Source organism: Pseudoalteromonas rubra, from assembly GCF_000967655.1.
GTDB classification, from domain to species: Bacteria; Pseudomonadota; Gammaproteobacteria; order Enterobacterales; family Alteromonadaceae; genus Pseudoalteromonas; species Pseudoalteromonas rubra_A.
The window spans coordinates 12,251-23,749 of sequence record NZ_JXYA01000032.1 but is presented as its reverse complement, the minus strand read 5'-3'; the positions used below and the strand labels follow the sequence as shown (position 1 = coordinate 23,749).

The following is an 11,499-nucleotide window of genomic DNA, read 5'->3' as shown; positions in this document are numbered from 1 at the left end:
CGCGGCTATTTGATAGCATATTTTTTGTCTTATCTGCATTCGACACAAGTCTAAACCCCTCTCACACCCAGTCGTGCACGCCTCTGATAGCCAACAAAAACGGGCGTGTGAACAGTGTCACACGCCCGTATGAAAAGAGCATGAAATTTTATCAGTTGACCACTAGGTTGGCGCGATTACGCGTCTTTCCCACTTATCCATTCGATCAGCAGGATCAGTGCCAGCCCCGCTACCGCCAGAGACACACAAGCCAAAACCTGAGGGTCCTGAGAGGTTAACCGGGCAAACTCTGCTGGCAGTACGTTCGCCTGCATCAGGGGCTTTTCGATCCCCTTAGAATTGGTATAGCTGGTTAATACCTGCTTCCAGGGCCACAGCAAGTTCAACGAGCCGAGCAAAAAGCCACACAGCAATGCAAACGTGACCTGCTCAAAGCGACTCAGCAGCCACGACAACAACCGCGAAAACGCCATCAGGCCGACAACACACCCGCCCAGAAACAAAGCAATTAGCATGATTTGCATCTCATTGACCGCACTCAATACATGCCCGTACATACCCAGCAGTAACAGGATAAAACTGCCAGAAATGCCGGGCAGGATCATGGCACAAATTGCGATTGCGCCGGCGGCAAAATAGTACCAGGTTTGCGGTACAGCTTCGGCAGGCGCCAAAGAAGTAATGGTATAGGCGATAGCCGCCCCTGCCAGGCACGCAGCGACAGTCGGCATATGCCAGCGAGTCACCTGCTTACCAACATGAACAAACGAGGCGATGATCAGACCAAAAAAGAAAGACCAGACATACAACTGGTGATGCTCAAGCAAATAGGTGATGAGCTTAGCCAGAGATGCAGCACTGGTGAGCAAGCCACTAAACAAAACCAACAAGAAGGTGCCGTCTATATGTCGCCACGCCGCCTTAAACCCGTCCGTTTTAAGGGTTTTGATGGCATCCAGGTTGACACTTTTGATTGCCCCGAGCAGGCGGGCATAAATGCCGGTAATAAAGGCAATCGTACCACCGGAAACACCCGGAACAACATCGGCGGCGCCCATACCAGCCCCTTTAAAAAACAACCAGATAAAATCACGTTTGCTGTCAGTTTTATTGCTCAAAGCACTCTCCATCGATTTTTTTCGGCACGAGTTTACCGAAATTTTGTGACGCTGCACATAGCAGCGCTCACAATGGGCTCAAGCTTTGCGGGAAATTGCCGATAACAGGGCAAAGAAAGGTAAGGTGCGCGCAATATGTTTACAAACTCCCGGTTACTTCTGATCTTCAGCTTATTGTTCAGTCTGGCTGTCACAGGCGAAGCCAATACCGCAGAGCATCAGCCGCCGCCGAGTAAATCATCACAATTTGACAGCGACTTGCGCTACTGGCTGAGCAGCGAAAAGCTACTGACTATCAAAGATGAAGAGCAAGAGATAGCCGTGTTATTCTCTGAGTATATGGCGGCCCCCAAGCGCGGTATCATAGTATTACTCCCCGGACTTGAACAAAGTCAGCTCTACAACAATGGCCTGAGTTACTTACACCAAACGCTGACAGATGATGGTTACGACACCTATACCCTGCCGATGCCCGACCTGATTGACAGTGGCGATATTGCAACGGGCATAATCGAAGAGGCACCAAACGAGGTAAAAAGTACCGCCATCCCGGTGCTGAGTGAACTGGCGCTGGACAATTACAAAGCCGCGCTGGTCGCGCGCTTTGAGGCTCTGTATAAAACACTGGCCTTACGTCAGAACGAGCACATTGCCATTGTGGCATTTGGTAACAGTGCCGGCCTGTTTGCCGAGTACCTGGCCACTTTACCCAACGTGCGTGTCGATGCACTGGTTACTGTCAGTGCTCAGCTGGCTAATGCACAGCGTAACAGCCATCTGCCCGCCAGCTTATCGCTGGTGACCCCGGCGCTGCTGGATGTCTTCTACACCTTCGACAGCCCTCTGGTACTGGATACCATAGACGAGCGCCGACGCTGGGCCAGGCGCAACAGTAAACTCGATTATCGCCAAAGAGAACTCTTCGGTCAGCAACACCAACCGATGCAGCATCAGCGGCTGCGTAAAGAGTTAACGGGGTTTTTAAGACGCCTTTGATGATGCACAGGGTTTTATCTTTTTGCTTGAGACGCTCCCAGGGGCTGACTAGAAATACTGCTTTGGCTTAGTTCGCTCAACAGTACACTTAGCTTGGTCGTTTTTGCTTTAAGAGTTCATAGGCAGATTGAATGCTTTGACTTTTTCGTTTGGCAATTTCCATCATATGCTCGGGCAGGCCCTGAGAAACCAACTTGTCCGGGTGGTGCTGTGACATCAGCTTACGATAGGCACGTTTGATGTCCTTGTCGGATGCTCCATCGCTTAATCCCAGTACGGCCAGTGCCTCGCTGCGTGATATCGCGTTGTGCTCGGGCTCACACGCAGAGCTGCGTTGCTGTCTTTGCTGATTGTGGCGCTGCTGAGATTGCTGCGACTGCCACTGAGCACGCTGCTGACGAAAACGAAACTCCGCCTGGTAGCGCTTAAGTAAAAAGCCAAACTGGGCCTGAGAAATGCCCAGATGCTTGCTCACTTCGCGCAGTAAGGCTTGCTCCTGCTCGGAAACGTGGCCATCGGAGAAGGCCATCTGAATTTGAATTTCAAGGAACAGTTGCAGCAGATCGTAGCGCCTGGCAAACGCCTCTCTGACTTCACGTACCGCCTCCTTAATCGAAAAATCAGCCTCTTTACCTGCTCTGAATGCATGTTGCGCTTCGCGCCGGTCGTCTCCTGCCAGTGCCATCTCATCCATAAACGCCGTTGCTGCGCGGATATGCACTTCACTCACTCGGCCATTGGACTTAGCAATATGTCCCATCACGGAAAAGCAGCTGGAGAAAAACAGAGCCTGACGCTCGCTAAGGCCATCGCCATTCAAAAAGCCCTGAAACCCACCAACCTTATCAAAATCCTGTTTCAGGCTTTTGTCGAACAAGTGACCCAGATAAAACCCAAGAATTGCCCCCAGCCATTTGCCAAACAAAAAGCCAAAGGCGGTGCCCAGCAACTTACCCCACATCTGCCTGCTCCATTGTCTTGTTGATCTGAGCTAAACGCTCAGGCGTACCAATATCCTGCCATTGCCCTAAAAAGAGTTCTGTCGACACACAGCCCTGGGCCAGCCCCGCTTTAAGCATCGGCCCCAGCGCCACAAACTGCTCACTGACCTGATTAAAGAAGTCTTTGTGATACAAACCAATACCGGCAAAAGTATAAGCCTGTTCGTTATTGCTCTGATGGGCCAGCGGAAAATCTCCGTGCGGATTATGTGGCGGGTTTTCCACGAGTACCAGATGTGCCTCACCGGGAAGCAGATGCAAGCGGCACAGATCATGGACTGCATAATCGGTAAAAATGTCACCATTGATCACGATGAAGGTGTCGCCTTCGTCACATAACAATGGCAATGCCCTGACTATGCCGCCCGCGGTTTCCAGCCCCCCTTCGGGCTCATCGCTATACTGGATGGACACCCCAAACGCACTGCCGTCGGCAAAATAGTCACGTATCTTGTCTCCCTGCCAGGCCAGGTTAATAACAATATCCGTCACGCCAGCATCCGCCAGCCGGCTCACGTGGTATGCCAGCAGGGGTTTTTCTGCCACCTCCAGCATGGGCTTTGGCATGGTGGCTGTCAGTGGCATCATACGCTTGCCCCGACCCGCGGCCAAGATCATCGCTTTCATTGTTGCTGTTCCAGTTTAGCCTTCACTAAGGGTATTATCTCGGATTGTAAACTGGTTGCAAGCCATTGAAATGCATCAAAACACTCTGCAGTGTCCTGAATGTATTGCAAAGTTGGCAAAATGTTCTTTAAGTAACCCGGTTTTCCATCACGCAAATATAAGCGCGCGAAGATCCCCGCGGCCTTAAGGTGGCGCTGTAATCCAGTCAAAGCCAGCTGCTGTTGGTACTCATCGTAATCACATAAGCCCAATAGTCCGGCCTCATTTAGGACCTCGAAACTGTAGCGCTGCAGGTGGCTAAATTGCACTTCAGGCAGCCTGTGATAACAGTCTTTAAGTAACGAAACAACGTCGTAGGTGACCGGCCCCTGCACTGCATCCTGATAATCAATAACTACCCACTGCTGGTTGTGCCACATAATATTGCGACTGTGGAAATCCCGGTGCATTGTGACCTGCATTTGTGTCTGCATATTTGCCACCAGAGCCTGCTTCAGGTTAGCCCATTGCTGCTGCCAATGCTCAGTTATTTCAAACCCTAACCAATGAGTAAGTAACCACTCACCAAAGATATCCAGTTCCATCTCAATGAAAGCCGCATCATAGGGCTTCATGTCGGGGCTGGCGGGTATTCGGGCAATGTCAGGCAGCATGTTAATCAGGGACTCATAGTCTTCCTGTGCCAGGTGCTGTGCACTGAGTCTGTCGGCCAGGTGCTGCGTACCAAGGTCTTCCAGTAATACAAATCCCAGCGCACAATCCGCAGCAAGGATCTGGGGGACCCTGACCTGACCTGCACTGAATACTTTGTTCAGCTCAACAAAGGCACTGACGCTACCTGCCTCAGGGGCGACATCGAGCAAAATAAAGGTGTTTTCGCGGTGTGCAATGCGAAAGTAGCGACGAAAACTCGCGTCTCCGTCAAGGGCCGTGACCTGCTGTGGATCAGCATGAAAATGGTTGTGTAAAAAGGCCGCTCTGGCCTTTGCTCGGGACGCAACCTCAGGTGACAAGCTTGGGGTCATTTTTCTTACTATTTCCTATTCTTAACTACTGTAATTAACACGCTTTTCATTTATTATGTCTGGCTTGAAAATGAATTTCGGCAAACAAGGTTGATAAATGAGCAAAGCTTGGGGCCTTTTCGTGCTTCCCCTAATCAGTACAGCGACTTTTGCTAATTCGAACATTGATGGCCTTCAGTGTAAAGACTACTTTCAGCCTAAAAACTGGCAACCCATCGCTGACTTGCCCAAAGGCGCCATCGACATTCAGTCTGATAACGTAGAATTACAAGGCGTTGACAGCGCAGAATTCAGCGGAAATGTGGTGATCAGTTCCAGTGTGATGAGCTTGTCAGCCGAGGCTGCGCTGATTGACAAACAACAGGGGTTGCTCAATGCCACCGGTCCGCTGGTGTTTCAGGATGCCTATACTTTGGTCAACAGCACCGGCATGTTTGCCAATCTTAAAGATTACGAGTTCAGCCTGCTGGGTGCCGATTACTGGCTGACTCAGCAAAACGGCCATGGCAGCGCAGAAAAGTTACATGCGACCAGCAACCAGGTAGACCTGCTCAACTCCAGCTTTACCACCTGTCCGGGGGAAACCCCATTTTGGTCAATAGAGGCCAGCAATATCGTTATGAACCGGGATAGTGGCTGGGGAGAAACCCACAACACGGTCCTGAGAATACTCGATACGCCCGTTGTTTATGTGCCCTATTTTACATTCCCCATTGATGATCGCCGTAAATCGGGTGTACTGACGCCGACTATCAGCAGTTCCAGCCGCCGTGGTTTAGGGATTGCGGTGCCTTACTACTTAAACCTGGCTCCCAACTATGACGCGACCATCACACCACGCTATATGTCTAAAAAAGGCACTCAGCTGATTTCTGAGTTCCGTTATCTGACCCAACAACATCAAGGTCAGCTTGCCATTGAGTTTTTAGAACAAGACGACTCAGCCAAACAGCTGGATGAGCGCTACCTGGTCAACTGGACACAAAACAGCTATTTTGATGAAAACTGGCGTGCCAGCGTCGATGTCACCAATGTCAGTGACGACGCCTATATCTCAGATCTGGACTCCCAGTACGCCAATGAAACAGACACCCAGCTTTATCGTACCGGACAACTCAGTTACCTTGGCGACGACTGGGCTGTTGATTTGAAAGTACAGAACTTTGAAGTCCTGGGTAACCACACGGAATCCTATGCCGTTTTGCCTCAGCTGACCGTTAACCATGTTACCCATAATTACCAAGGCTTTAACTGGGGGCTGACAGGACAGATAAGTCGCTTTACCAATGATGAGCTAACGGTGACAGACGCAACCCGAGTGCACTTTGAGCCCAGTGTGTCTTATGATCACAATGCCCATGCCTGGTCTTTTGCTTCCAACCTGAGCCTGATGCATACCTATTATGAGCAGGACGGAGACGAGGCATTCGCGCAATCCCAGTATAAAAAATCTGTGTCGCGCACGCTCCCTAAATTACGTTTACACGGTCAGCTAAATCTCGAACGCCCGACCAATTTTATTTTAGAGCAAGGCACGCAAACATTGGAGCCACAGATCCAATACTTATACACCCCGAAAAAGGACCAATCTGGTATTGCCTTGTATGACACCATTAAAATGCAGGATGACTTTTTTGGCCTGTTTCGCGAGCAGCGTTTCTCGGGCGTCGACTTTATTGCACAGGCTAACCAATTCACTTTGGGTGCAACCACCCGTTTGTTCGACAACAGTAATATCGAGCGCTTTAACTTCAGCATGGGACAGATCCTATATTTAAGTGACTCCGCCAAGCCCACAGCGCAATCTCTGGAAAGTAACCCGCTCGACCAGACCACCCAAGAGTTTGGTAGTAAAAATTACAACGCCCTGTTTGCAGCCGAAAGTATGCTGCACTGGCATCGCCGCTGGTACTTCTCTGCCGGTTTGCAGTATGATGCCGATGAGAAAGAGCTGATCCAGTCCCATATGACGCTCGACTACCGGGGCAGCAATAAAAAACTCGTTCAATTGAACCATCACTACGCCAGTGATGTCTCAGGATACGAAATTGATCAAATCGGTCTGTTCAGTAGTTTACCCATAGATGAAAACTGGCAGCTGGTTGCCAGCTATCATCGCGACCTGACGGCAAGCCGCAGCGTTGAAGTGTTTGCCGGTTTGCAGTACGAATCGTGCTGTTGGGCAGTACGCATAACTGGTAAACGTCAAATACAAACGGATCTCAACCAAACGATCTCACGTGATGACGCCATTTTTGACACAAGCTTTGGTATCAATTTTGTGTTAAAAGGGTTAGGCAGCAAATCAAGATATGATGCTAGCCAGTTACTACGTTCGGGTATCTTTGGTTACCGCAGACCGTTCTTTTTAAATAATTAACAACAAAGACTCTTATGAATTTAAAAAAGCTGTTATTAGTTCCAATTTTAAGTATGACGCTGGCACACCCCGTTTGGGCTGAGCGTGTCCAGCTGGATAAAGTAGTCGCAACGGTTAACGACGGTGTGGTACTCAAAAGTGAAGTGGATAAGATCCTGAACCGCGTTAAAAAGCAAGCGGAGCAACAAAACACTGAGCTGCCGTCAGACAAAGTACTGCGTATTCAGGCCATCGAAAAGCTCGTTGATCAGGTGCTAATGGAGCAGCTGGCTGCACGGATGGGCATGGAAATTTCCGACGCGCAGCTTGATCAGACACTGGCCAACATGGCTAAAGATCAGGGCGGCACCATTGCTGACTTACGTCAGTCTATTGAAGCCTCAGGTGAGAGTTTCCAGGCTTATCGGGAAGAAATTCGTACTGAGATCATGATATCTCAGGTGCAACGCGGCGCTGTTGATCGCCGTATCTATATCAGCCCGCAGGAAATTGCTAACTTACAACAAATTTTAGAACAACAAACAGGCCAGTCAGAAGAATATGACATCGGCCACATCCTGGTCAAAGTAGAAAGTAAAGCGAACCCGGAAGATGTTCAGAATGCCCGTGAGCGTGCGGAAAAAGTCATTGAGTTCCTCAATGAAGGCAAAGAGTTTAAGCGTATCGCTATCGCCTCTTCCAGTGGTGCAAAAGCGCTGGACGGTGGTCAGCTTGGCTGGATGAGTATCAATGAAATGCCTACTTTGTTTGCTGAGGCCGTCAAAGGCAAAAAGAAGGACGATATTATAGGTCCATTGCGCTCAGGTGCCGGTTTCCACATTCTAAAAGTGCAGGATATTCGTGGTCGTCAGGTTGTCGAGCGAGTTGAAATGCGCTCTCGCCATATTCTGATCAAACCGTCTATCATCCTCAGTGAAGAGAAAGCGCGGGATATGTTAGCGGGCTTTGTAGAAGACCTGCGTGCCGGTAAAGCCGACTTTGCAGAATTGGCTAAAGAGCACTCGGAAGATCCCGGCTCGGCGCTTAAAGGCGGTGAGTACGACTGGACAGATCCAACCACCTATGTGCCTGCGTTTCGCGATACGTTAATGTCGCTCGAGCAAAATGAGATCAGTGAGCCGTTCAGAAGTACTTTTGGCTGGCACATCGTGCAGTTGCTCGATAAACGCGTTGCTGATAAAACAGAACAAGCAAAAGCAAACCGTGCCCACCAACTTCTGTTTCGCCGTAAATTTAAGGAAGAGAGCTTTAAGTGGATGCGTGAAATACGCGAGCAAGCACACGTAGAAGTAATCGACTAATAGAAGAACTAAGATGAGTTTAAGAATCGCAATCACCCCCGGAGAACCGGCAGGGATAGGGCCTGATTTGGTCATCAAGCTGGCGCAACACGACTGGCCAGCACAGTTGGTCGCCGTTGTTGATAAAGACATCATGCTACAGCGTGCCAGGGAGCTTGATACGAAAATTGAGCTCATCCCGTTCGACCCCTCAGCGCCTGCTGAGGCTGCGCCACCAGGCAGCATTTATTACCTCCAGGTAGACAGAGGCTGTGACGTTATCGCCGGAGAGCTGGACGAGCGCAATGGCCAGTATGTACTGGATACTTTACGTATTGCCTCAGAAAAGAATATGGACGGTACATTTGATGCGGTGGTGACCGGGCCTGTTCACAAAGGCATTATCAACCGCGCCGGTATTTCGTTCAGTGGTCATACGGAGTATTTTGCTCAACAGTCCAACACGCCCGATGTGGTGATGATGCTGGCCACCGAAGGGCTGCGCGTGGCGCTTGTCACCACGCATATTCCGCTGGCTTATGTGTCAAAAGCCATTACCCATGAGCGCCTGACTAAGGTTGCGCATATTCTTTACCAGGACTTGCAAACCAAGTTTGGTATTGAACAGCCCAATGTGCTGGTATGTGGCCTGAACCCCCATGCGGGCGAAGGTGGCCATCTGGGCAATGAAGAAATCGACACCATAGAGCCGGTGTTAGCCGAGCTCAATGCACAGGGTATGCATTTTGTCGGGCCACTGCCCGCAGATACCCTGTTTCAGGCAAAATATCTGGAAAATACCGATGCCGTATTGGCAATGTATCACGATCAGGGCTTACCTGTGTTAAAATACAAAGGATTTGGCAATTCGGTTAATATTACCCTCGGATTGCCCTTTATCCGCACTTCTGTTGACCATGGCACGGCACTTGATCTCGCCGCCAGTGGCAACGCCGAAGTCGGTAGTTTCGAATTAGCGATCCGCGAAGCAATTAAGCTCGCCACCGAGAAAACACAGAGTTCATGACAGATAAAGTACACTTGGGCCACCGAGCCCGTAAACGCTTCGGCCAAAACTTCCTTAACGACAGCAATATCATCGATAAGATTGTCACGGCCATCGATCCTAAGCCCACAGACAACCTGGTAGAGATTGGCCCAGGTTTAGGTGCCATCACAGAGCCCGTGGTAGAACTCAGTGACCGGCTAACTGTTGTAGAACTGGACCGTGACCTGGCCGAGCGCCTGATCCACCACCCCTTTTTAGGGCCTAAACTGACGGTGCATCAGGGCGATGCCATGAAGTTTGATTTTTCTTCGCTGCTTAAAGGCGACGCAAAGCTGAAGATTTTTGGTAACCTGCCTTATAACGTTTCTACCCCACTGCTGTTTCATTTGTTTGAATTTGCAGATCAGGTCGAGCACATGCATTTCATGCTGCAAAAAGAAGTGGTCAATCGCATGGTCGCAGGGCCAGGCACTAAGGCATATGGGCGGTTGAGTGTGATGACACAATACTACTGTCACGCCATTCCAGTGATCCAGGTACCACCAACGTGCTTTAAGCCAGCGCCAAAAGTTGATTCAGCGGTGGTCAGACTGATCCCCAAAGATGCACAACAACGTAGTGCAAAGAGCACCAAAGTACTCAATACCGTGTGTCTTGAAGCCTTCAATCAAAGACGTAAGACACTGCGCAACAGTTTGTCGAACCTGATGACAGCTGAGCAGTTGAGCGACCTCGGAATTGACCCGAGTTTACGTGCCGAGAATATTTCCCTTTCGCAATTTATTGAGATAGCAAACTGGATCTATGACAACAAAGAGTGAGATCGGCTCACCGATCAAAGTATCTGTAGAGACCTTCTATGTTGAAGGTCAATCTCAGCCAGACAAAGACAAATACGTCTTTGCCTACACCATTACCATTAAAAATCACAGCTTGTGCAATGCCAAACTGGAAAGCCGTTATTGGCTTATCACCGACGCCAACGGCAAAGAAACCGAGGTTGAAGGCGACGGCGTAGTGGGCGAACAACCGACTATTCGCCCGGGTGAAAGTTACCAGTACACCAGCGGTGCCGTATTAGATACGCCTGTCGGTACCATGGAAGGCTACTACGTAATGCGCAACGAGTTTGGCACTGAGTTTCGCGCCCCCATTCAGGTATTCAGACTGAGTCGTCCGGATATCCTGCACTAATGGCCAATTATGTGGTGGGCGATCTGCAAGGCTGCTTTGCCCCGTTAAAGCAGCTATTGCAGGAAGTTGCTTTTAACCCAGCCCGAGATCACCTTTATCTGGTTGGCGATATTGTTGCCCGGGGTCCCGATTCGCTCGGCTGCCTTGAGTTTGTGTTTCGCCATCAGGACTGCGTCACCATTACACTGGGTAATCACGATTTGCACCTGATCTGCAACGTGTTGCAAGGCAAAACTCCCAATCCCAAAGATAAACTCGACGCCCTGTATCAACACAGTAAACTGCCAGATTACCTGCGCTTTTTACGCGCTCAGCCACTGTGCGTATATCTTGAAAAATATCACACCTTTATTTCTCATGCTGGCATTCACCCGCACTGGCAGATTGACCAAGCGCTGACCTTGGGCCGCTGGGCCCAGCAAAAATATATGGGCGAAGAAGCCAAGCCGTTTTTGAGTGCCATGTATGGCAAAGAGCCCCGATTGCTGCTCGACGAAGATGAGCAAAGCCGCTTCAACACCATCGTCAATGTGTTTACCCGAATGCGCTTTCTGACGCCTCAATGGCATCTGGATTTTGACAATAAGGGCACGCTGGATGATGCAGGCGAATTGCGACCCTGGTTTACCCACCCGCGCTTTCAGGACGACCCAAACCGTTACCTTTTTGGGCACTGGGCTGCTTTGCAGGGCATCACCAATATACCCAATGTCACTGCTTTAGATACAGGTTGTGTATGGGGCGGACCCATGACCCTGCTTGATTTAGACTCAAACGAGCAAATTTCGAGCAATTAACTGTTTCTCGGCCGATTTTACTGAATTTTGAATTCACATCTGCTATAAAATACTTAACTATCGCGCAATAAA

11 protein-coding genes are annotated in these 11,499 nt (G+C 49.8%); 7 read left to right on the top strand and 4 right to left on the bottom strand.

The annotated features are described in order from the left end of the window. Positions 1 to 176 precede the first annotated feature (176 nt). The gene (locus tag TW77_RS14415) at positions 177 to 1,118 is read right to left on the bottom strand and encodes a DUF368 domain-containing protein (RefSeq protein WP_428838748.1); all 942 of its coding nucleotides are present in this window, start codon (positions 1,116 to 1,118) and stop codon (positions 177 to 179) included. Positions 1,119 to 1,253: 135 nt separating this feature from the next. Between TW77_RS14415 and TW77_RS14410 the strand changes: the two genes are divergently transcribed. After that, the gene (locus TW77_RS14410; protein WP_052713203.1) at positions 1,254 to 2,114 is read left to right on the top strand and encodes a DUF3530 family protein; all 861 of its coding nucleotides are present in this window, start codon (positions 1,254 to 1,256) and stop codon (positions 2,112 to 2,114) included. Positions 2,115 to 2,202: 88 nt separating this feature from the next. Here TW77_RS14410 and djlA read toward each other — a convergent pair whose 3' ends face one another. The 3 genes from djlA to TW77_RS14395 are packed head-to-tail and all read right to left on the bottom strand — an operon-like array spanning position 2,203 to position 4,767. Continuing rightward, positions 2,203 to 3,075: a co-chaperone DjlA gene (djlA, locus tag TW77_RS14405; RefSeq protein WP_046005687.1), complete on the bottom strand. Its 873-nt coding sequence runs from the start codon at positions 3,073 to 3,075 to the stop codon at positions 2,203 to 2,205. Beyond that, on the bottom strand, positions 3,065 to 3,742 hold the full coding sequence (gene murU, locus TW77_RS14400) for an N-acetylmuramate alpha-1-phosphate uridylyltransferase MurU (protein WP_046005686.1): 678 nt from the start codon (positions 3,740 to 3,742) through the stop codon (positions 3,065 to 3,067). Before murU ends, djlA begins: the two co-directional genes overlap by 11 nt. Continuing rightward, entirely contained in the window at positions 3,739 to 4,767 is a 1,029-nt protein-coding gene (locus tag TW77_RS14395) for an aminoglycoside phosphotransferase family protein (RefSeq protein ID WP_046005685.1), read from the bottom strand. The genes murU and TW77_RS14395 overlap by 4 nt, the downstream gene beginning before the upstream one ends. A 97-nt stretch (positions 4,768 to 4,864) precedes the next feature. Here TW77_RS14395 and lptD point away from each other — a divergent pair, with 97 nt between their 5' ends. The 6 genes from lptD to TW77_RS14365 are packed head-to-tail and all read left to right on the top strand — an operon-like array spanning position 4,865 to position 11,427. Further along, the gene (gene lptD / locus TW77_RS14390) at positions 4,865 to 7,147 is read left to right on the top strand and encodes an LPS assembly protein LptD (protein WP_046005684.1); all 2,283 of its coding nucleotides are present in this window, start codon (positions 4,865 to 4,867) and stop codon (positions 7,145 to 7,147) included. Positions 7,148 to 7,161: 14 nt separating this feature from the next. Then, a complete protein-coding gene (gene surA, locus TW77_RS14385) occupies positions 7,162 to 8,448 on the top strand; it encodes a peptidylprolyl isomerase SurA (protein WP_046005683.1) in 1,287 nt (428 codons plus the stop codon). Positions 8,449 to 8,461: 13 nt separating this feature from the next. After that, the gene (pdxA, locus tag TW77_RS14380) at positions 8,462 to 9,454 is read left to right on the top strand and encodes a 4-hydroxythreonine-4-phosphate dehydrogenase PdxA (protein ID WP_046005682.1); all 993 of its coding nucleotides are present in this window, start codon (positions 8,462 to 8,464) and stop codon (positions 9,452 to 9,454) included. Continuing rightward, positions 9,451 to 10,257 carry a 16S rRNA (adenine(1518)-N(6)/adenine(1519)-N(6))-dimethyltransferase RsmA gene (rsmA, locus tag TW77_RS14375; protein WP_046005681.1) on the top strand — a complete coding sequence of 269 codons (807 nt, stop codon included), beginning with the start codon at positions 9,451 to 9,453 and terminating at the stop codon, positions 10,255 to 10,257. Before pdxA ends, rsmA begins: the two co-directional genes overlap by 4 nt. Continuing rightward, positions 10,241 to 10,630 (top strand): Co2+/Mg2+ efflux protein ApaG, encoded by a 390-nt coding sequence (gene apaG / locus TW77_RS14370; RefSeq protein ID WP_046005680.1) that lies wholly within the window; start codon positions 10,241 to 10,243, stop codon positions 10,628 to 10,630. Before rsmA ends, apaG begins: the two co-directional genes overlap by 17 nt. Continuing rightward, positions 10,630 to 11,427, top strand: a complete 798-nt coding sequence (locus tag TW77_RS14365; RefSeq protein WP_046005679.1) for a symmetrical bis(5'-nucleosyl)-tetraphosphatase — start codon at positions 10,630 to 10,632, stop codon at positions 11,425 to 11,427. Before apaG ends, TW77_RS14365 begins: the two co-directional genes overlap by 1 nt. Positions 11,428 to 11,499: the final 72 nt, after the last annotated feature.